14 protein-coding genes, 1 tRNA gene and 6 pseudogenes are annotated in these 20,751 nt (G+C 55.8%); 12 read left to right on the forward strand and 9 right to left on the reverse strand.

All coding sequences use genetic code 11. The annotated features are described in order from the left end of the window. Positions 1-396, forward strand: a 396-nt coding sequence (locus SIAM614_RS29600) for a transposase (protein ID WP_006940379.1), incomplete at its 5' end; no start/stop codon positions are given. Between the two features lie 124 nt (positions 397-520). Here the strand turns inward: SIAM614_RS29600 and SIAM614_RS29605 are convergent. Beyond that, positions 521-3,703 carry an autotransporter domain-containing protein gene (locus tag SIAM614_RS29605; RefSeq protein WP_040441513.1) on the reverse strand — a complete coding sequence of 1,061 codons (3,183 nt, stop codon included), beginning with the start codon at positions 3,701-3,703 and terminating at the stop codon, positions 521-523. A gap of 925 nt (positions 3,704-4,628) precedes the next feature. On the opposite strand from SIAM614_RS29605, the pseudogene SIAM614_RS29615 reads away from it, so the two are divergent. The 3 genes and pseudogenes from SIAM614_RS29615 to SIAM614_RS29625 form a co-directional block, all read left to right on the forward strand. Continuing rightward, positions 4,629-5,458 (forward strand): annotated as a pseudogene (locus tag SIAM614_RS29615) (IS3 family transposase); the annotation flags it as partial. A 443-nt stretch (positions 5,459-5,901) separates the two neighbouring features. Beyond that, positions 5,902-6,348, forward strand: a complete 447-nt coding sequence (locus SIAM614_RS29620) for a hypothetical protein (protein ID WP_157140173.1) — start codon at positions 5,902-5,904, stop codon at positions 6,346-6,348. Positions 6,349-6,941: 593 nt separating this feature from the next. Further along, positions 6,942-7,199, forward strand: a pseudogene (locus tag SIAM614_RS29625) (transposase); the annotation flags it as partial. A 249-nt stretch (positions 7,200-7,448) separates the two neighbouring features. On the opposite strand, the gene SIAM614_RS29630 reads toward SIAM614_RS29625, so the two are convergent. Continuing rightward, complete coding sequence (locus SIAM614_RS29630) at positions 7,449-8,501, reverse strand: IS110 family RNA-guided transposase (RefSeq protein ID WP_040441515.1); 1,053 nt, start codon at positions 8,499-8,501, stop codon at positions 7,449-7,451. A gap of 66 nt (positions 8,502-8,567) precedes the next feature. Between SIAM614_RS29630 and SIAM614_RS29635 the strand changes: the two are divergent. After that, positions 8,568-9,160, forward strand: a pseudogene (locus SIAM614_RS29635) (integrase core domain-containing protein); the annotation flags it as partial. A 190-nt stretch (positions 9,161-9,350) separates the two neighbouring features. Here SIAM614_RS29635 and SIAM614_RS29640 read toward each other — a convergent pair. Further along, positions 9,351-10,151, reverse strand: a complete 801-nt coding sequence (locus tag SIAM614_RS29640) for a MipA/OmpV family protein (protein ID WP_006940395.1) — start codon at positions 10,149-10,151, stop codon at positions 9,351-9,353. A 1,080-nt stretch (positions 10,152-11,231) separates the two neighbouring features. Between SIAM614_RS29640 and SIAM614_RS31615 the strand changes: the two genes are divergently transcribed. The 4 genes from SIAM614_RS31615 to SIAM614_RS29670 all read left to right on the forward strand — a co-directional run bounded on the left by SIAM614_RS31615 (position 11,232) and on the right by SIAM614_RS29670 (position 17,281). Next, a protein-coding gene (locus SIAM614_RS31615) for an IS3 family transposase (RefSeq protein ID WP_085956414.1) occupies positions 11,232-12,358 on the forward strand; the annotation gives its coding sequence in 2 pieces (ribosomal slippage) (positions 11,232-11,496 and positions 11,496-12,358; 1,128 coding nt in all). A 782-nt stretch (positions 12,359-13,140) separates the two neighbouring features. Beyond that, entirely contained in the window at positions 13,141-13,674 is a 534-nt protein-coding gene (locus tag SIAM614_RS29655) for a YceI family protein (protein WP_208984127.1), read from the forward strand. A gap of 844 nt (positions 13,675-14,518) precedes the next feature. Further along, a complete protein-coding gene (locus SIAM614_RS29665) occupies positions 14,519-16,231 on the forward strand; it encodes an FAD-binding protein (RefSeq protein WP_006940409.1) in 1,713 nt (570 codons plus the stop codon). Between the two features lie 312 nt (positions 16,232-16,543). Further along, positions 16,544-17,281 (forward strand): sulfite exporter TauE/SafE family protein, encoded by a 738-nt coding sequence (locus SIAM614_RS29670; RefSeq protein ID WP_006940410.1) that lies wholly within the window; start codon positions 16,544-16,546, stop codon positions 17,279-17,281. 442 nt (positions 17,282-17,723) lie between these two features. On the opposite strand, the pseudogene SIAM614_RS31790 reads toward SIAM614_RS29670, so the two are convergent. The 3 genes and pseudogenes from SIAM614_RS31790 to SIAM614_RS33410 all read right to left on the reverse strand — a co-directional run. After that, a pseudogene (locus SIAM614_RS31790) lies at positions 17,724-17,913 on the reverse strand (DDE-type integrase/transposase/recombinase); the annotation flags it as partial. A 6-nt stretch (positions 17,914-17,919) separates the two neighbouring features. Continuing rightward, positions 17,920-18,369 carry a hypothetical protein gene (locus SIAM614_RS31010; RefSeq protein ID WP_006939593.1) on the reverse strand — a complete coding sequence of 150 codons (450 nt, stop codon included), beginning with the start codon at positions 18,367-18,369 and terminating at the stop codon, positions 17,920-17,922. Positions 18,370-18,472: 103 nt separating this feature from the next. Further along, positions 18,473-18,601, reverse strand: a complete 129-nt coding sequence (locus SIAM614_RS33410; RefSeq protein WP_006940412.1) for a hypothetical protein — start codon at positions 18,599-18,601, stop codon at positions 18,473-18,475. 334 nt (positions 18,602-18,935) lie between these two features. Here SIAM614_RS33410 and SIAM614_RS29680 point away from each other — a divergent pair, with 334 nt between their 5' ends. Next, positions 18,936-19,136, forward strand: coding sequence for a hypothetical protein (locus SIAM614_RS29680; RefSeq protein WP_040441520.1), 201 nt, complete (start codon positions 18,936-18,938; stop codon positions 19,134-19,136). A 105-nt stretch (positions 19,137-19,241) separates the two neighbouring features. Here SIAM614_RS29680 and SIAM614_RS32360 read toward each other — a convergent pair whose 3' ends face one another. Together SIAM614_RS32360 and SIAM614_RS32655 are read right to left on the reverse strand one after the other, a co-directional pair. Then, positions 19,242-19,415 (reverse strand): hypothetical protein, encoded by a 174-nt coding sequence (locus tag SIAM614_RS32360; protein ID WP_006940414.1) that lies wholly within the window; start codon positions 19,413-19,415, stop codon positions 19,242-19,244. 228 nt (positions 19,416-19,643) lie between these two features. Continuing rightward, complete coding sequence (locus SIAM614_RS32655) at positions 19,644-19,910, reverse strand: hypothetical protein (RefSeq protein ID WP_081455395.1); 267 nt, start codon at positions 19,908-19,910, stop codon at positions 19,644-19,646. A gap of 35 nt (positions 19,911-19,945) precedes the next feature. Between SIAM614_RS32655 and SIAM614_RS33250 the strand changes: the two are divergent. Beyond that, positions 19,946-20,173 (forward strand): annotated as a pseudogene (locus SIAM614_RS33250) (IS481 family transposase); the annotation flags it as partial. A gap of 56 nt (positions 20,174-20,229) precedes the next feature. Here SIAM614_RS33250 and SIAM614_RS29690 read toward each other — a convergent pair. Next, positions 20,230-20,306 (reverse strand) — tRNA-Arg (locus SIAM614_RS29690). 353 nt (positions 20,307-20,659) lie between these two features. Between SIAM614_RS29690 and SIAM614_RS33700 the strand changes: the two are divergent. Next, positions 20,660-20,751 (forward strand): annotated as a pseudogene (locus tag SIAM614_RS33700) (transposase); the annotation flags it as partial.

A 20,751-nucleotide genomic window follows, 5' to 3' on the forward strand; every position in this document is an offset into this window, starting at 1 on the left:
GACCAGACTGAAGAACCCGTGCGCCGCTTTCTTGCAGATGGTGCATATGATGGCACCGCCACCCGGAACGAAATCACGCAGCGCTTTGCCGATGTGGAGATCCTCATCCGGCCGCCGAAGACGGCTGTTGCCGGCCCTGAGGCCGAGACCAACCCCACCGCGCGGGATCTGGATGTTCTGGCGATCAAGGCCCATGGCCGCATGGCCTGGGAAAAGAGCACCGGATATAACCAGAGAGCGCGAGTGGAAACGCAGATGGGCCGCTGGAAGTCGGTCATCGGGGAAAGGTTGAAATCACGTACCCTGGACAATCAGAGAACCGAGAGCCGGATCGGCGTCTCGGTCCTCAACAAGATGACTTCCCTCGGACACCCTACGTTCGAGCGTGTCTCATGATGCCAAAATCCGGGTAGAGTGAGCCTGGTCATGTTTCCTCCCCGAGCAACATGAAATGGCGTTTCGGATACCTCGAATGTCAAATGATTGTTCCGGCCAACTCGCCGGGCCGGACCTGGTTGGTTCAGAATGAAAGGTTCAGTCTTGCGCCGAAGTTGTTTTCATGGGCCGATCCTCCGAATTCGCCCCGGTAAGTGCCGGAGACGTCCGCTCTGCCGTTCAGTTTGAGGGTAGCGCCGACCTCGACCAACAAGGTGTTGTCGTCTATCGGAGCGCTCGCGATGGTGAATGGCTGGCTGCCGTCGAAGGCCGACGTGACATACTGGGTCGTATCGCCGAAACGATGCCGCCAGGCAGCGAAACCGTTGAACGAGAGGTCCTTTCCTTCGCCCAGCAAACTTTCGAAAGTGCGTTCCATCCTTAGTCCCAGCGTGGTGCTGACGAGCGTCTGGTCGGAAGCCTCGGACTCCAGCGCGGCGTCTCCGCCCTTTTCCGAGAAGCCTTGCGTGCGCATATGCGTCACCGAGAAGCCCGCGAAGGGAACGAAATTCGCGTAGGCGGTTTCCACTGAATAACCGATCTCGCCGAAAGCTTGAGCCGTGTGGGAGGCATAGTCCGCTTCCAGCGTATCCGTGAAGCCGGAAAAGGCCACGCTACGCGACGATCCAATCTGATTGCGCGTGAGCGCGCTTCCGACATGCAGCTTCACTGGGCCGAAACCGCCGCTCAGATAGGAGCCGACGGTAAAGCTTTCAATGTTGGCGCTAGAAGTGCGTTCAGCCACGGTTACATCGGTACGTCCAAAACCCGCGACGACGCCAACCAGCAACCCATGAACGGTGTATCCTTCCACCCCAGCAAATCCACCCCCGGTGCTAGCATCGAACCGGGCCGCGTTACCGTCACCATCGACCTGTGCGAAGGAGCCATAACCCTGGGCCCAGATCGATCCGCCTGGCGCGACTTCCAGGTGGCTGTCGCCTGGTCCGTTGGTGGAAACCTGGGCGGAACCGTCGGTCCGGTCGTCGTCGAAAAGGCCGTGGGTTCGTTCGCGGATCAGATCGCGCACGTGGAAGCTGTTGCGCAACTCCTGACTCTGCACGGTTGCGTGGATTTCGCCGGAGAGCTGATCCAGGATGGCGGGAACGTCACCGGCTTCCGCAACCTGCAGGGTCGCGAAGGTCTCATAAACTTCGTTGCCCGGCGACAGTGTTTCCAGTCCACCCGAGGTTGCCCGCTGGTTGAAGGTCGTTGACAAGTCGGCAAATGCCGTGTCGTTGCGCTCTCCCGACAGGGAAACGGAAGTCGGATCATAGACTAGGGCGAGATCAACAAAAAGATGGTTTTCATTGACTTCAGTCACGGCTTCCCCGTCGAGCGAGCTAAACTCTCCGATTACTTCAGTGCCGGAAAGAATAATTGTCGAATCCGAGAGACTTATCTGGAAATCGGCATCAACGCCCAATTCGACGGACGCACCCTCTTCAATGGTAACAACTCCGGTGCTGTCGAGAACATCTCCGCCGTCCACGGTTACCAGATACGTGGAGCCGTCTTTGAAATCTACATCGCCGACCGTGCCGGTTCCGGTCAGTGTGCCCCCGGCCTCGACATCAACGGAGCCGCCGTAGGCCGTATCGATAGACAGGGTCCCGCCCTTCACACTGCCGGTGCCGGAGAAGTCGGAGAAATTTCCCGTCAAGCTGGTGTAACCGGCCTCCTGGGACAACACACCATCGCCGCTGACCGTAGCCTCGAGGCGGTAGTCATCTTCGGTATGGTTCAGAACGATCGAGCCACCGCCATCGCCAAAGACAATTGAAACCGGATCGTCATCCAGACCCTGCAGCGCGCCGGCTCCAGATGCTTCTTCGCCGGAGGAAGCACCAATCGTCAGTGTGGCGGATGTCTGCAGGGTCACAGTTTCGCTGCGAATTTCTCCACCGTTTGATATAGTGATCGTCCCGCCCTGCTCCGCCAGTACTTCAATTGTGTCGAGACCGCCATCCTGGCCGACCGTGAGAGAGCTGTTGGCCAGGGAGACGGTTCCCGCAGTGACAGCGCCTCCGGAGGAGACATCGGCCGTCGCGCCTTGCTCCAGCGAGAGGGCGTCCGTCTCCACGGTGCCCTCCTGACCGACGGTGAGAGAGCTGTTGGCCAGGGAGACGGTTCCCGCAGTGACAGCGCCTCCGGAGGAGACATCGGCCGTCGAGCCTTGCTCCAGCGAGAGGGCGTCCGTCTCCACGGTGCCCTCCTGACCGACGGTGAGAGAGCTGTTGGCCAGGGAGACGGTTCCCGCAGTGACAGCGCCTCCGGAGGAGACATCGGCGGATGCGCCTCGCTCCAGCGCGAGACCGCCCGCCGCGAGGCTGCCGTCCTGACCGACAGTCAGAGAGCTGTTGGCCAGCGAGACGGTCTCCGCCGTGATGGCGCCACCAGAGGAGACATCGGCCGCCGCCCCCTGCCTCAACGCGAGGGTGCCCGTCTCCACGGCGCCGCCTTCGCTCACGGAAAGATCGCCACCGATCACTCTGAAGGTATCCGATGTGACGAGGCCGTCCGCCGAAACGTCGACCGATCCGGCCCCCCTGACAACCAGGTCGGATGTTTCTACGCGTCCGTCTTCCCGAACCGACAGGGAACCGTTTTTCACAGAAACCGTTTCAGTGCTGACGACCCCACCCGAGGAAACGCTAACGGCATTGCCCCCTGAAGCCAGGACCGATTGCTGACCAACAACCAATTCATCGGCTTCGACGCGCCCGTTGTCACTAACCGACAACGTGCCCGTGCCTTGGTCTCCGACGACGATCGCGCCGGAAGAGGACAAGGAAGAGCCTTCTCCGGAGATCTCCGCGGCACCAGCCCCAAAGAATCTAAAGCACTGTCTGCCTTCGCAAAAAGCAGACGTGGCCGCACCTAGAACGACGTCCCCATTGACTTGCACGGCGCCTCCGTTCGTCACGTTCAGAACGCCCTTACCGGTTTTCCCAACGATCAGATCTCCATCGGCGGAAAGCTGGGCACCTTCCCCCGATACATTCACAACGCCTGAACTCTGACTGGCACTGCAATTGTTGCCCTTGTCATCACATGTAATGACATTCTTGTTTCCGATTGTGACGTCGCCGGTGCTATGAACCTGGCCACCCGGCTCGATCGTCAGCTCGGAGTCTTTTTTGGTGTCACCCACGATCACCTGATCAACTGTGACGGAGCCGTTTTCGGTCTGGCTGCTGCCGTCTATCACGAGATTTGCCGCATGCGTGGTGGTTGTGGCGCCGCCGGAGAAAACCAAAATTGCCAATCCGCTGCAGGCACATCTAAGACGGCTCTTTCGGCTCGCGGGCCGTGACCAGTTTTGGCGAGCATCCTTCCGAGAGTCCGTGCCACTGACCGTATTACCTGAAAGATACACCTTGTCTGTCAATGTAAAATTCCTTTAAAGTATTAACTTTTTCAGTAATAAATAGCGCCGCTGAGTATCAATACTGATCTCGTGAAGAAATGAAGCAATGGGCCTCGTTTCGCTGACCACTGCATCCGAGCATCCGCTTCACTCGGCAAAACCAGATTGCGGTTGACGCATAGCGCACGCGGCCCTTTTGCCCCTGTGCTATTCGACACAGGCAGGCAAACTTTTAAATTTAGGGACCGACGAGCAGGTTTTCGGGGACGCGAGCGCTGTCCCTTGTCAGCCCCGAGGCCGAGATCGCTCCCACCGCGCGGGATCTGGGTGTTCAGGCCATTCAGTTCCGCGACCGCATGGCCCGGCAAAGAGTCCCGGATATGGACCTGAAGAGCGCGGGAGGAACCGCAAATGGGCCGCCGGAAGCCAGTCATGGCAGCATGTCGCGTTAAAATGAATTCGGGAAATGGCCCGAACGCATTCGCAATGCAAACACCGCTGAGGTCGGCGGTGCAGAAATAGTCCACGGTAGCGGCGGGATAGTCTCGGCGCAGACAGCTTAAAACCCGTCCACCTATTTTCCTCCTGCGACATGAGCAGGATGGTTGGGGGTCTATACCGTGGAACTTGCTTTGAGGGTCCGTCTTGCGTGCAGCGAAGGGGCGACACAGCGCCAGTCAGCGAAGTGTTGATTTTCAACGAGGACTGATCCATGTTGAAATTAGTATTAGGTTGGCAATCTGGCTAAGCTATCGCATTGTGGCCTGCTGCCGGTTTCGTGGACACCGAGTTAAGGTGTTTGCCATGAAACCGGAGCGATGGAATGCAACGAAGGAAGTTCGGCCGCGAATACAAGCTTGAGGCGGTGATGTTGGTGCGGGAGCGCGGCGTCAGTGTTGCGCAAGCAGCCCGCGATCTGGATGTCCATGAGAATGTGCTGCGCAAATGGGTCAAGGACTATGGCGCTGACCCTGCACAGGCTTTTCCAGGACACGGGCAGATTAAGCCTGAGCAGCTCGAAATCGCAAGGCTGCGTAAGGCGGTCGCCGCCTACTTTGCCAAGGACGTGATATGAAGTTCGCGTTCATTGCAAAGCACCGTTCTATCTGGCCGGTGGCATGGCTCTGCGAAGCGTTGGGTGTATCGCGTTCCGGCTTCCATGCCTGGTTAAATAGCTCTCCAAGCCAACATGCCCGGTATGACGAGGTTCTGCTCGACAAGATCAAAGGCAGCTTCAAGGACAGCGACCGCACCTACGGTGCTCGGTGTGTCTGGCATGACCTTCTTGCGGATGGGCTTTCCTGTGGTCTGCATCGTGTCGAGCGGCTCATGCGCGGCAATGCATTGAGAGCAAGGCCTAGAAGGCGTGGCTTGCCGAAAGACGGTGGTGAGCACTCGCTCATTATGCCGAAAGTTCTGGATCGTCAGTTCGCGGCAGACAGACCGAACCAGAAGTGGGTAGCCGATTTTACCTATCTATGGACGGCTGAGGGCTGGCTCTATGTGGCCGCCGTCATCGACCTGTTCTCTCGCCGTGTCGTCGGTTGGGCGATCAACAACAGCATGACCTCTCAGCTCGTAACCGACGCGCTGATTATGGCCATCTGGCGCAGAGGCAAGCCGGATGCGCTGTTGCATCATTCGGATCAGGGTAAGGGACCACTGCGGCCCGGCTCGTGATTTGCGCAACACGGTGGACCGGAATTATCTTAGGCATGACCGTTCTCCTTGGTGAATCATTGCAGACCCGCTTTGACACAACCGATGCCGTCGGAGGGGCGGTGACATCATCAACGTCGGCTTAAATCCATTAGGGGGGAGGCGCCGGGCGGAATTTTCAAAAAACGTCTCTTGCTGTCATAAAAAGAACTCCCGGAACCCAAATAAAGAGTGATAATAGTCGCAAATCGGAATGAGGCTTGCCCTTGCGCCTGAATTCTTGCGGTTCGCGGCAGGGTTCAGTCCAATAGGTGGTGCCGGACTGCTGAGGCTTCTTGCTCTCAAGGCTTGAAAGTCATTTGTCAGCTCGATTTCCGTCAATCGCCCGGTGTGGATCGTTCCCGTCTTGGTTGCGGCAAACTCGAGGAAGTAATTTGGTGAGTTCAAAGTCTGACAACAGATCCGTGACCATTCCTTCGCAAACTCCGGTTGAGCAGTTGTCCTCCAAGCCTGCCGATATCACGCTGGAGGGAAAAAACGTCAAGCAGACTGACCGACGGGTAAATCGTGAAACGGTCCGGAATTTCGAGTGGTTGAGGACGGGGAAGGCGCGTCCGTTCCGGCATTGCATTTCTCTGGCAAGTGCCAAGCGGTGCGAAATGGAAGGCTACGACCCACGCGAAGGCCTTGATATGGTGGAAAGGTCTCTTGAAACCATCTCCACGACGAGGAGAGAGGTGTCGGGAGCTCCGCTACCGCATCAGGTTTTCGCGATAGAGGAGAAGCTCCTGGAGCTAAGCCAGAGCAGCATGGGGTTCAGCGACTTCAATTTCGCCACCGATCTCGTTGCGTGGCTGGATTTAGAACTTAAGCCCTTCAAATAAATGGGAATACGGATTAAAGCAAGGCTAGGGGCGAGATCGAAAGCTCGTGTAACGCTCGTCGGTCTGGTTTTCATTTCATTCTCTTGCTGCGGGCAAGCGGCCGGAGGCGGTGACGGGCTGATTTGACAAAGGCACGTCCAGCCCGGATACGGATCAAAATTGGCAGAGGGCCATGCGTTTCACAATGCCCGCCCAGGTGCCTTGTCCATTCACTCAATCAACGGCGTGATTTGTTTCCTAACCGGAGGCTGAATGTTGATAAAAAATCAACAAAGAAGCTTCTCGACGAGGAGAAAAGACACGAATAGTCAATCAGTTACAGCTTAACCGTCATTAAAAATTCATGTTTTTTCTATGTACTTACCCATCGCAGCTGCTCCCGTAGAAACAAGGTGGGCAACGTCATGGCGAACCTGAGCAGCTCCGGGCAGGAGTAGAAAATTTCAATGTCGCGGACTAAGGTTTTTACCGATTCCAAAGCTTTTCTTTTCCAGAAGGTCTTCGCAACCTCTCTGATGTGCCCCCGCAAAATGCCCTCGATTTGAGTTAGAGTTTTCCGCGAGGATTTTCCTGGCTGGGAAGGAGCGGAATTGATGAAGGCATCGAAGTTTTCGGATGCGCAGAAGGCGTTCATCGTGAAGCGTGGGGAAGAAGGCGTCCCTGTGGCTGAGATCTGCCGTGAAGCCGGGATCAGCCAGGCGACCTATTTCAACTGGCGGAAGAAGTACGCGGGGCTGATGCCGTCGGAGATGAAGCGGCTCCGTGAGCTGGAGCAGGAGAATGCCCGGCTCAAGAAGATCGCCGCGGACTTGTCCCTCGACAAGGAAATGCTCCAGGACATCGTCAAACGAAATGTATGGTCCGCCCTGTCGTTGCAAGGATTTTGAGTGGCGACGATACCAGTTTGCGTAAATGTATCCGGCCTCTCGCGAGTGGACTGCTGTTGCAGCCAGGCCATGATGAGATGCGCGCATCCTGTTTCCAAATAGCTTCTTCGGGCACAAGGCCCGCTTTCGAGCAGGATTTACAGAATGCCGATCGACTGTTTCGTCATCACTTTCGAGCCTTGCAATTAAGTCCGGTCGGAACCGGATTCTGGATCAGGCGGTGGTTTCCATAGGACGGCGCAGATAGGTGGCACCGGGTTGCCGGAGAACGATCCAGACGATGCGTGCAATCTTGGCGGCTAGAGCCACTGTCACCTTGTTGACGTGCATTCGAGACCGTAGTGCATCAATCCATTGACCGAGCCGATCCTTGGATCTGTCGAGATGCAACATGCACGACCTCGCGCCATGAATGAGCAATCGACGCAAATAGCCATTACCGCGTTTGCTTATGCCTAGCAGTGTCTGTTTACCTCCGGTCGAATGTTGCCGAGGAACCAGTCCAAGCCACGCAGCGACGTCACGGGCACGTTTGAACCTGGATGTGTCTCCAATCGCCGCGATGATTGCGGTTGCGCCGAGCGCACCGATGCCTGGGATTGTCATGAGGCGACGGGCACGCTCATCGGCGTCGGCGACATCCTTGATCTCTTTCGAGATCGAGGCAATGCGCAGCTCCAGTTTGAGGAGGTCATCGTGGAGATCCCGCAGTATCTCGCGGGCGAGCGAGGTCAGGTCATTCGTGTCGTCATCGAGCACGCGCAGAATGTCGGTCTTGAAGACGCCGGCTCCTTGCCGAATAGGAACTCCATGCTCCAGGCAGTATGATCGCATCTGGCAGATCAGATTGGTGCGGTTGGTCACCAGGCGGCTGCGGATGCGATGCAACATCTGCAGATCGACTTGGTACGCCTCCTTGATGCCGACAAAGCGCATGGTCGGTCGTGTCGCAGCCTCAGCGATTGCCTCGGCATCAATGATGTCGTTCTTGTTTGACTTCACATAGGGCTTCACGAATTGGGCGGGGATGATCCGAACCTGATGTCCCATGGCCTGGAGCTTGCGCGCAAGCCACTGGGACCCCGGGCATGCTTCCATTCCGACCAGCGTTCTGTCAGCTCGCTCGAAGAATTGTAGTAGCGTCTCACGCCGGAACTTCGCTCGCTGGATTGGCGTGCCTTTGTCATCTAGACCGACGACGTGGAAAAGGTTCTTGCCAATATCGACGCCGACAACGGCGCATGAGCGTGGTTTATTGCGTTCCATGATCAGGCCCTCCTGTTGCCTGTCTCCATTGTGCTCAGTGGGGAGACAGGGCGGACCATCCCATTAGCTCTGAGGCCTGCCCGGAAGAGAACGCTGGTCGACGAGATGCGGTCAGACTGGTCGGTGTCCATTCGCCGTGCGTGCGCGGTGATCCGGTTTGATCCGACGACCTATCGCTACAAGTCCCGTCGATCCGGCCAGGCCGCTTTGGAACAGCGTAACAGGGAGATTTGCCAGACGTGCGTCCGGTTCGGATATGTGCCGGCGCGCTTGATCCGCGCTTCAGCTATCGGGGCGAGGATGTCGTGAGAACCCTGGAAACTGTCTGCACGCGGATTGGCTATCCGAAGGCGATCCGCGTTGATCAGGGCTCCGAGTTCAGCTCCCGGCATCTCGATCTATGGGCCTATCAGAAAGGCGTTACGCTGGACTTCTCCCGGCCGGGAAAGCCAACGGACAACGCCTTCATCGAGGCCTTCAACGGGCGCTTCAGGGCGGAGTGCCTGAATGCACACTGGTTCCTGAGACTTGCAGATGCAGCCGAAAAGTTGGAGGATTGGCGCAAGGACTACAACGAACACATACCTCATGGTGCCATCGGTAACAAGGTACCGTTGGACCTGATGAAATCAGAACACGCAGCCAGCCCGTGTTCCTGATTTGGTCCGGAAAACTCTAGCACGCCCCTAGCGCACGTTGGGTAGCACTCCAGATGCATGGATTTCGCAAACTTGTGGCGACGGGATGCGTGGTGTTTGAACGGCATTCACAAAAACTTCAGAAGCAAGGAAACGCCAAGCAGGTAGGCACGAAACCCGATTAATGCAACAAGGTCGGATGAAAGCCTCCCTAGAACAGGTCGAAAGCGAATCGGTAGGTGACGCCCGCACCGATGCTGAACTGGTTTTCGCTGCCGTTCTTGGCAATCGGGCTGTCCGCCGCATCGCCGACAAGCCGGTCATAGCCGCCCTGCAGGTGCAGGCGGATGTCGTCGCTGAAATCGTAGCTGGCACGCGCGGCCAGACCGACGCTCTTGAAACCGGCGCTGGGGTTGAACTTCGTCAGGCGCCCGCCGCTGTTGGCGGCTTCCGACGAGGTTACGCCGAAATAGGTGTCCATGTATTCGTCAGAGGCAAAGGCCGCCCGCGGACCGAAGCTGACTTCCCACTTTTCCACCGGATAGACGATGCCGTCCAGCCCGAGCTGGCCGACCTGGCCCGTGTGCCCGTTGATGCCCTGACGCAACTCGGCGAAGGCACGGAAATTCTCGGTGCGGAAACCACCGCCGAGGCCGAGTTCAAGTGCCCAGTCGATGGTGTTGGTGCCGGTCAGGTCGGTGCTGTCGCTGGCCTTGCGCTCGCCGATGAAGTTGAAGGACGGATAGAAGAACACACCGGACTTGCGGCGACCGTCGACCACCTGACCAAGGCCCGGGAAGTAGAACCGGCCAACAGAAATGATCGGGAAGGGGTAGACCAGATAGGAGTCTGCCGCTTCATAACGCGGTTTGACAATGGCCCCGACACCCAGGTCGACCACGAACTGGCGGTTCGCATCCTGAGCAGACAGGTCTCCGCTCTGTGCCAGAGCGGCTCCAGACACAACGCTAAGACCAAGGGCCAGCGCGGCGCGCGTCATCAACTTGAACATTAATACCCATCCGACAAGGAATTCCGTTGGCAGGAAGATAGCACGAGTAGAGCTTGCACAAAGCCTAACGTGAATAATGCCAAGAACTAAAGCTTTAATGACAGAGTATACATTTGTTAACAATATCATTTTTGATACTCCACTTAAGATAGGCGCGCTCAAAATCTCGATTTGGAACGCAATTCGGAAGAATTGTTTTTTGATCGACAAAAGCAATCATGCGTTATTGTTGACTGTAAGTTGACTGACTTTGTTGAGCTCTGCATCAGATGTGAAAATTGTTAATCGATGCTTTTTATTGAATTGACTATGAAATTTATCCTAACTATTCGTAGAACTTTCTATCAACAAGAACAAATCTGTCATGTTTGTTGAAATATATAAACATATTAAATACATACTATTATGTATCCGATATTAATATCACTTTGAGACAAATATCAAAAATTATTATTACTTAGTGAAAGAAATTATTTATTATAATATCCTGAGTTGTTTTGGTCATTTAGATAGGAATAAGGCCATCGAACAAAGCGTTGGTTCATGTCAATATCGCCGACGCCACTCTCTTCATTGGGCGCAATTAAACAGACTCAGGCTTCGGTCTTTGTGCCAATTGATACAGAGGATATGGCTCTGTTGCAAATATTGAGATTGGACAGTCACTGGTATCGCCATTTTTGGACAGCCCCGGTTTTGCAAGAGTTTTCTTCCGTGATTGCGATCATGTTGCGAGCGGTCATTTGTCCGGCCTGTTTGCGCGGCACGTTTGACCGCTGGCCCTGATGAAGTCCGCGCGCTGGCTCCCTATCAACTTGCCGGGCTATTGCGCCCTGGCGATACCACGGGGTGTTCCGGCAGCGGCTGCCTTGATCATCATCATTTGGATTGCTCTTGCATTCTAGTTCTCGGCGTCGTTGGAGCCGGGGAAAGTCAACGTTCAGATCATGCAGATCGGTAAGTTTCCCCTTTCGCCAGAACCGCCCAGGCGATCCGGGCCGTCTTGTTGGCCAGTGCCGCGCTTGATCCTCCCCCAATGAATTGGTCCGCCGTTATGTTTAGGAAAACGGAGGATCATAGATGGGAAACAAGCGACACAAGCCGGAAGAGATTGTCACGAAGCTGCGGCAGGTTGAGGTTCTTGTCGGCCAGGGAATGGCGCGGATTGATGCGATCCGGGAAGTTCGCATAACCGAGCAGACCTACTACCGCTGGCGCAAGCAGTATGGCGGCATGGGAACCGACCAACTGAAAGAGCTCAAACGGCTTCAAAAGGAAAATGAGCGTCTCCGCAAGGCGGTCTCCGATCTGACACTGGACAAGCTGATCCTTGCCGAGGCCGCACGGGGAAACTTCTGAGCCCCGCCCGTCGGCGTGCCTGCATCGATCATGTGCGCAGCCAAATGAAGCTCTCCGAGCGTCGTGTCTGCCTTGTGTTGGGCCAGCATCGCTCTACCCAGAGGCGGCGACCACGAGGGCGTGCCGATGAAGAGCGCCTGGTCGAGGATATGATCGCGCTTGCCCGACAGTATGGCCGCTATGGCTATCGCCGGATTGCGGCTCTGTTGAGGGATGCTGGCTGGCAGGTGAACGACAAGCGTGTCGAACGGCTATGGCGGCGGGAGGGGCTGAAGGTGCCGGCGAAACAGCCGAAGAAGGGACGGCTCTGGTTGAATGACGGCTCATGCCTCCGTCTCCGGCCCGAGTATCGCAACCACGTCTGGAGCTACGACTTCGTCCATTGTCGCACCGATGACGGCAAGGTGTTCCGAACCTTGAACATCCTCGACGAGTTCAGCCGGGAGTGCCTGGCGATCCGGGTCAAACGAAAGCTGAACTCGACCGATGTCATTGACGCCTTGAGCGACCTGTTCATCCTGCGCGGTGTGCCTACGTTCATACGATCTGACAATGGTCCGGAGTTCGTTGCCCATGCCGTGCGGGACTGGATCAAGGCCGTCGGCGCCAGGACCGCCTACATCGAGCCAGGCTCACCTTGGGAGAACGGTTATTGCGAGAGCTTCAACGCCAGGTTCCGCGATGAACTGCTCGACGGTGAAATCTTCTATGGGCTGCATGAAGCGCAAATCCTGATCGAAAAATGGAGGAAGCACTACAACACCAAGAGACCGCACAGCGCATTGGGTTACCGCCCACCGGCTCCCGAAACCATCATCCCGATGGACCAAAGACCGGCCATGCACTGACAATCAAACTGGACCACTCAAGTGGGGCTGATCATCGATCGCCGGTCCTCCGGCGCGCGCCGGACCTCGTTGCATTAATCGGGTTTCGTGCCTACCTGCTCGGCGTCTCGGTCCTCAACAAGATGACTTCCCTCGGACACCCCACGTTCGAGCGTATCTCATGATGCCAAAATTCTAGGTAAGAGACCACTGCGGCCCGGCTCGTGATTTGTTCCACACCGTGCTTTGAAGTCATCCTTCGATTGGCATTTTAGTTTTTCAACGATGGCAGAGAGAATCATGCCGCGGAACTCCAATTACAGGAGCGCTCTTTCAACAGTCAAATCTCAGGGCAGGACTAACACAATAATCTTTGCGACAGGTCCATATGGCGAGTGTTCTCCCGCCTCGCCGACATCATCGACCGAGACCGAATAGCAACGCTGCCAATGGACACTTCTGTGTAACTGCAAGCCGAAATGAGCGCTTATGAATGACCGGCTCTCGGCCCCGAAGGGCGTGGGGCACGATCGCCATCCATCGAACCAGACCTGTGTCGTACGGCACAGGTCTGGTTCGATGGATGGCGATACGATCAACCTCGCAAAAGGGGCATCTGCCGCCCCAATCCAGACACCGGCTCCATAGCGGGGCCAGGGCACGGCACGCCAGCGGTCTCGGCCACGCCTTCTGTATTTACAGACCGTTCGAGGAACTTAGTCATGATTTGCCTTCCTCTGCGCCAAGGCGCTTTCATATCCGGCTTCATAAACTTTTTTGCCGCGTTCGCGGGTACGCTTGCCTTGTCGCTCACCGGGCAGCCAGCGGCCGCGGCGCCGCTGACCGGCACCTACACGTTGTCCCCGACCCAGGTTGACACCACGTTTTCGGTCAAGGTTCTCGCCGGCAAGCCGATCACGGGGGTTTTCAAGACGGTTTCCGGCAAGATGACTCTCGACCAAAACCGCCCTGAGATGAGCCGGGTCAGCGTCACGGTCAATCTCGCAAGCGTTGAGACCGGTAGCGACAAGGTGACCGGATTTTTGAAAAGCTCCTCCATGTTCGACGTTGTCAACCATCCGGTTGCGGTCTTCAAAAGCACCCGGGTACGGATGACCGGAGATCGTTCGGCGGAAGTTGAAGGCGACTTGACTCTGCGCGGCAAAACTTTGCGCACGAAGCTCGCGGTCCAACTGACCGAAATGGAATCCAACGGGAGTATCGGCTTCGAAGTGTCAGGTGGTTTTTTCAGAAGTTTCTATGGGATGAATGTCGGACAGCCGATTTATGCTGACAAGGTCAACCTCAAAATCAGCGGGACCGGCCGCCGGAGCTGAGGCCAAAGAGTATTGAAAACGCCCCATGCGATCGCCCGTTCCGATTGTATCCGGAGTCTTCCGCCAAATTGGATCACAGTCCCTGGTATTATTGTCGGGGCGGGTGCGGTACCTTGGGGTAGCGTGGCGCACCTCCCGGCGGCAGCCCTCAGGCGACTTCAATCTCTTTCAGCTTCCCGCAGTCCTCCTTCTGGTGCTCAGTCTGATGCGCCATTTCGGGACAGCGCGTTGCCTCCAGCCAGTTGCCATGGGGCTCCGCGGCCAGCGTCGGGAAAATTCCGGACCACTGGGAGCGCCGCGTCGGGGGCCGGTTCAGCCGTTCCTGTATGTTCGTGCGTTAAGCCTCGCTTGTTCGAAACGCGATGCTTCGACTTCGGAATCTCGTGAGGGTGGTGGCCACCGTATTTGAACGGCATACGCAAGACCTCGACAAGGAGGGGAAAGTCGCCCACGCAAGTACGGAAGCGTGCCCAACGTCCGCCTCTGGGTGACGGCATCCATGCCATCAACAACGCGCCCCCAATCCGCGAAAATGCCACCATGGTCCGCGCGAGTGTGACCGCAATCACAAGGAGGCGAGGGGAAGAAGAGGTAAATCAATAGGAGAGAACGAGTGATCTGAATAAGGGCCATACAAGACATATGTCTTGAGTGAATATTTCGTTGAACTTAAGAAAAGACTTAGTAAAAGACAAATAGTGTTGCTTTCGCAGTAAATATGCTCAATGAAATATCAAGGTTTAATTGCAGATATTACGTTGCGCGCTCGTTCAGGTGATGGAGGTATCCGGCGTCACGACCGAAACCAAGCGACAAGTGATGATTTCAAGGTGGATGAACAATTATGAATAAACCCGTTAATCGTTTTGCCGTTTTTGACAGCCGGCGACTGAATGTCTTCGAACACGATGTTATCGTTGCTGGTGCTGGTATTGCCGGATATCGTGCTGCATTCGCCGCGAAAAATGCCAAGCCACATTTGAGGGTGGCGCAATTGAATTTTGCCTCGGATCAGAGCCACGGCGGCTGTTCTTGGAAGACACATGGCATCAATGCGGCAATGAACCCGGCTGACAGCATTGAAAGCCATTTCACCGACACCCTGCGTGGCGGTGGAATGATTTCCGATCCGGAGTTGGCACGGGTTCTTTGCCAAGACGCACCAATTGCCATCTGGGAAATGGAAGCGCTAGGAGTCGTTTTTGACCAAAATGGAAAGCACTATCAAACCGGCACCTATGGTGGTGTGACCACCGCCAGATCCGTTCATTCGAGTGATCGCGCGGGAAAATTGATAACGGACTGTCTTCGGAACGCGGCCCGGGACATTGGCGTTACGACATTCCACAAACGGGTGGTCCTGAATTATCTGGTTAGCGATGGCCAGGTGTTCGGGGCGATTTGCATAAATCTAGAGAACGGTACGCATGAAATTCATTTGGCGCCGAAGTTGATTTCCGCACTCGGAGCTGGAGCATGCACTTATCCAATTACAACCATTAGTGCCGACAAGACAGCGACCGGTCTCATTGCTTTTCTCGATGCCGGTGGCAGACTTGTGGATATGGAACAGGTGCAGTTTCACCCTACTGGCTTGAACATGCCAGGTATGCCCGGTCATGGTGAAATCATAGAGGAGGAAGTCCGGTCTCAGGGTGCGAAGCTGCTGAATAAGCACGGTGACCGCTTCATGCCGAAATATGACAAGCTGGGCGAAATGGCGACACGCGACATCGTTGCCCGGAGTTGTTACCTGGAAGTTAAAAACGGCCGTGGCAGCGATAATGGCGGCGTTTTTCTGGATTTATCTGAGATTTCATCAAAATTCCTATCAGATCGATTTCCTTTCATGAGTGAACGTTTTCAGGCGCATGGTATCAATCTCGCCGGATGCAAGGTTCTTGAAACGTCTCCGTCAGCCCATTTCTTGATGGGTGGAATACCAATTGACGTCGATGGACGAACCGAGATTGATGGTCTTTATGCGTGCGGGGAGGATGCAGGTGGGATACATGGCGGCAACAGGCTGGGCGGCAACGGAGTCGCTGACGCACTTGTATTTGGTGCGAGAGCAGGGTTTGCGGCTGCGCACGACGATGTCTCTGTACATGGCCGCGCCGACCTAGAACAGCAAACCATGATCTGTTCGGAGTCGGGCCCTCTTTCAATTTATGAAATTGACACCAGGGTTAAACGTTTGATGTGGGATTTCGTTGGCCCCGCCCGAGATGATGCCGGGCTGCTAGAGGCAAAAGCAAATCTGAAGAAAATCTGGGATCAGCTCAACTCACAAAAGGTAAGCCTGCCTGCATGCAAGCTGACAAGTTATCACTTGGGCCCACGAAAAATATACCAAAAGATTCGTCTTGCCCAATCAATAATTTCCGCTTCCTTGGAGAGAACGAATTCTGTTGGTGCGCACATGCGTACTGATGCGGATCATGAAAATGCCATCTACAATACTCTTGTGAGCTCAGAGAGTGGTGTGATTTCTAGCGCCAGGGTCTACAAGCAGGGTACGATGCATCAAGCCCTCTCCCCTCGTGAGGTCGCATGACTTAAATCGGCCGAACGGCGGTTCACTCATCGAGCTCAAACGTATCATATGATATCGATCCGAGATCGCATGAATACATAACTGCCAATTAGAGCATGTCGTGTTCAAGCGGATTAATGGGTTCTGGAGGACGCTCGAGGCAGCGTTTACGTTGCGAATGCGTTCGGGTGATTTCCTGAATTCAATTTATCACGACATGCTTTAGAGACACCTTCTCCAGAAAATATATCCCCTCTTTTTGAGCGACAACAACAGGTCGATGAAGAGTTGGTTTGTGGATGTATTTATTGTTTGAGACCTTGGATACCTGATATGACCACACTTGAGCTACTCCCCGCGACCCTTCCCTGGCTGTATTGCGCAATTGCTGTCATTACGGGCACTGTTTTGCAGCGAATAGCTGGCGCGGGCTTTGGAATGATCGCTTCACCTGTAATGGTATTGGCGGCACCGGACTGGGTTCCGGGAACCATACTATTGCTCGGCGTTTTTGTCGGTTTCGGTTCTTTTTTCGGCTCCAAGGATTCTGTTAATTTTCGGGATCTGCCGTTCGGATTGATCGGAAGAGTAATCGGCGCCGTATTCGCGGCCTATATTGCCAGGTTGGTAGTCGGTTCGTCTTATTTGCCCATTGCCGTCGGTTTTATAGTTTTGTTTGCTGTTCTGCTGAGCTGTCTGGGGCTAAGTTTTAAAATCGGCAAGTTGTCGCTGGTAATTGCAGGGACCATCGGGGGAGTCATGGCAACATTGACAGGGATTGGCGCCGCGCCGATGGCGGTACTCTATTCAAGCGTTGAAGCCCGACGGTCCGCTGCGACACAGAATATGTTTTTTGGGTTCGGGATGGCGATTTCGATCGCGGCTCTTACGGTCGCCGGGCTTATCACATTCAAACAATTGGCATTTGCACTTTCGCTAGCGCCACTGGTGCCTTTGAGTATTTGGCTTTCTAAACCGCTTGCACAACGCGTGGAGAAAGGTTCTATTCGTCCGTGGGCACTCGGTCTTGCGACAACATCAGCGTCGATTTTGATTATAAGCAGCATATAGGAACTGGTGTCGGGGAACCTTTGTTGACGGCGTGGACGCACCGTGTTGTGCAAATCACTAGAGCGCATCGCGTTTAATCGGTTCCAAATCCGTCTGCCTTGAAGAAGTTGTAGCATTCGTCGTCTGTGAAGAGGTCGCAGACCTGGCCAACCGCGTTCCATAAGTCTTCGTACGTTCGCGCGGCTGTTTTCTGATGAGTATTTTGGGCTTGGAGAAAGCCATCTCGATTGATGGTGTGGATGGCTCCTGCTCCCGGCGTCGCGTTGCGCCATGATGGGGTGTCATTTGACCTGCCACGGGATAATTCCTCCATCGTCGATTAGAGTCCGCCCAACTTGAGGACGGACAATGAAGCGAACGAGATTCACGGACGAGCAGATCATCAGCAGGTAGTGTCGCAAACTTTTGTCGTAGTCGGAGCTCTGGCTTTGTCTTGACACAGTTATCCTGCGAGTTGCCTGAACTGGCGGTAAGCAGGCACACCCGGCTTGTAGTTGTCCCTTTCGGATCATGTGCGCTGTTTCAATGCCGTCATCCAGCGTCGCACTTGCTGAATGAAAGGCCTTGAAGCCCATCATCGGCCTTGTCAGCTTCTTGATAAACCGGTGGTCCTGTTCGATGATGTTGTTCAACGCCTGCTAGCGCTCGACAAAGCGATCGGCGCGAACAGCCGGGTCCGCAACCGCCGCCCGCTCACGCTCCATGCCGGCAACAAGATGATCGACACGGCCCCGGCCGGACCGCTCCCCTATCGCCCGCGTGGTCTGCGGATCGCGCTGCACCGCCGATTTGATCAGCTCCAGGGAACCGGGCCACGCCTGGTCGAGCTGACGGCCGGCCTCCTGCATTTCCCGTTTCTGACTTTCCAGAAGTGGCAAGCTCTGCTCACGCTGCTTTTGTCCGGCGCAAAACGCCCGCGCATAACGATCGACAGCCGCTTCAAACGGGGAGTGCCGGCGCAGCCGCTCAGCAAGCCTGTCCTGGCCGATATCCTGGGTTTCCGGCGGGCGCTCAGGGTGCGGCCGGGCATTGAGCTTGAGACCGTCGAACATGCTGCGCCGCAGCTTGCCGACCTGCGGTGTTTCCACCGGTCCCGGGCAGCCTCAGGCCCAATCTCAGGCCCCAAGCCGGCCCCCAAGCGCGCCCCTAGCCCCTTGATCTCAATCTCGCTGTTTATACCCAGGGAGTTTGCTATGCCGCGACGCTCTGCAAAAGCGGCGGAAAATCCAGCGTCGTTTCCTTCACGCTGGCACGCGACAAACGGGCTTCCAGCTGTCCATAGGCCAGCTCTTGCGCCCCCATCACCTTCCCCGGTGTCATTCGTCACAGGTGGCTCCTATCCTGACGCGCTATATGAGGATCAGCAGCGGGGCGAGGCTCGTGTGAGCCGAAAGTTTCCTCCCAAGGCCGTCCCGCTGCTGTTCTCTCTTGGTTTGAACTTAGAGCGCCCGTTCCTCGTGAGCGGGCGTTTTTTCTCCTCCGCAATCGCGACAAGGTGGGCAACAAGTCTGACGCCAAGCATCGGGTTTGTCGGCATGCCGGAAAGAGACATTGGCTGTCATCGGCAGTGTCAAGCGTCACGTGTCATAGCTGAAAAAAGCAATTACCTTCATCACGGAAGCAAACACGTACACCTCAACCAGGAGTGACAGACATGTTCCGCACTACGATTGCCTCGGTTATGCTTTTCACCGCCTTTGCCACGTCCACCACGGTCAATGCGGCAACGCATCCGGAAATGATGGTCAAACAAGCTGCGCAAACCGTTGCTGTGAAGGCAAATGACGGCGTCAAGATCGTTGTCGCTGGCAGAGAACGTAACCGTCGCGTTGAGATGAAGCTCCCCAAGCGCTGAGGGTCTTATCAGAAGGAGGCTCACCCCCTTGGCTTTAATGCAGAACCGGTGACAGAGGTCTTCCGCTTTAAGGGTTTCGTTCGGGCTTCCTCGCCCCTCGTTCTACTAAACGTCCATACGGGCCCGAATGCCCGTGTGGACGCCTTTCTTTTGGGCCTGCTTGTCCCGGAGCATTTCATCGAACAGGCCAGGCGTCCAGAAGCTGATGTCCTGAACCCCGTCCCGGCGATAGTCTGCCTTCCGGTCCAGACCGGAGCCCACGCATTTGCCACCGGCCAAGCGATCGACGCCACGTTCGGCTCTCGCTATGACGGCGATTATTTCAAATGGATCGGCGCTCCGGATAGCGGATCGACGCGCTGCTGTCGCAAGGACGGATCGTGTTGTGTTGCATGACAGCAAATGTCCGGATATGGCGACAGCCATGCACGGCACTCTCCAAATGATTGCGCGCGCCCCTCCCCCTCCCCACTTCTCTTTGTCCCGCCGGCTCCTGATCGGGTCGGTTCATTCGAACACAAAATCAAAACCGGAGAATTCATGAGCCAGGCAATCAGGGCACCCTCCCGGTGCCGGGGTCATCGCAACATAGGTCAAATGCCGGTCCATCGTGGCCGACGCCAGAACATAGGCCCGGTCCACCGTCGCCCCCTGGCTCTTGTGGATCGTCGTCGCATAGGCGCCGCTTGCCGGCTTCCATGAACTATTTCGACCAGGTGTAATACAGGCTCTGGGCAATGCCTTCCTTGCGGCAAAGCTCGGCGATGCTGTCATCACCACGCAGACCTTACCGGGCTTGCCGGAGCTGGACTTATCCCTTCCACGACCGGGATGCGCTTGTGACTGCCTGCGGGCGGATCTGCATGTATCGAAAGAAGATCAATGTCTCCACCGTGCTTGCCGGTCAAAAGCTCGGTATCAAGGAGGTCGACGAGGGAATTTGGCTGATCAGCTTCATGAGCTATGATCTGGGATACATCGACCTGGAGCAGAGAACACTACAGACAATCGACAACCCGTTCGGCACGAGGTTGTAACCCATGTCTCCGGTACAAACCGTTACCTATGTCTCCGGGTCGGACAGAAAGCAAGATGGCGACCCCGACAGGACTCGAACCTGTGACCATTCGCTTAGAAGGCGAGTGCTCTATCCAGCTGAGCTACGGGGCCGTGCTTTGCGTCAAATCATGAACAGGATCCGTATCTTTGCGGCGACGAAGGTACAAATTCTGTCCACGATCTGAGGAGCGAGGTGGCCGGGGGACCAGTCACGCTGCTCCGGTGGACGGACATAGCTCAAATTTTTCCAGACGTGAAGCCTTGGTATTGACGAGCAGCCGCTCGCCGATCTCAAGCGCACAGGCTTCTCGACGGCATCGATATCGATGCAATGGTCCGCCATCCTGTGCGGCACTACCAGGTCGCTGGTTGAAGGCTCTCAAACTTAAGCGGTTGACGCGGCCGGACGGTTCAGATTCAAGAATCCGATGAATCGAACCGGCAAACCGACTGTTGAATAACTGATGGCGCAGTTGGCCGCCAATGCCGCCGAAATCGCCGCGTTGAAAGCGGAGAAAGAAGCGCTCTCGCAGCGCGTCGTCAAACTCGAGGAAGA

The organism is Roseibium aggregatum IAM 12614 (genome assembly GCF_000168975.1).
In the GTDB taxonomy this organism is placed as follows: domain Bacteria; phylum Pseudomonadota; class Alphaproteobacteria; order Rhizobiales; family Stappiaceae; genus Roseibium; species Roseibium aggregatum.

Bases quoted from the DNA above. Each gene is read 5' to 3' on its own strand.
- SIAM614_RS29680 (WP_040441520.1), top strand. From the start codon at position 18,936: ATGTTCCGCACTACGATTGCCTCGGTTATGCTTTTCACCGCCTTTGCC.
- SIAM614_RS33410 (WP_006940412.1), bottom strand. From the start codon at position 18,601: ATGACACCGGGGAAGGTGATGGGGGCGCAAGAGCTGGCCTATGGACAG.
- SIAM614_RS32655 (WP_081455395.1), bottom strand. From the start codon at position 19,910: ATGACAGCATCGCCGAGCTTTGCCGCAAGGAAGGCATTGCCCAGAGCC.
- SIAM614_RS29630 (WP_040441515.1), bottom strand. From the start codon at position 8,501: ATGGAACGCAATAAACCACGCTCATGCGCCGTTGTCGGCGTCGATATT.
- SIAM614_RS29670 (WP_006940410.1), top strand. From the start codon at position 16,544: ATGACCACACTTGAGCTACTCCCCGCGACCCTTCCCTGGCTGTATTGC.
- SIAM614_RS29665 (WP_006940409.1), top strand. From the start codon at position 14,519: ATGAATAAACCCGTTAATCGTTTTGCCGTTTTTGACAGCCGGCGACTG.
- SIAM614_RS29640 (WP_006940395.1), bottom strand. From the start codon at position 10,151: ATGTTCAAGTTGATGACGCGCGCCGCGCTGGCCCTTGGTCTTAGCGTT.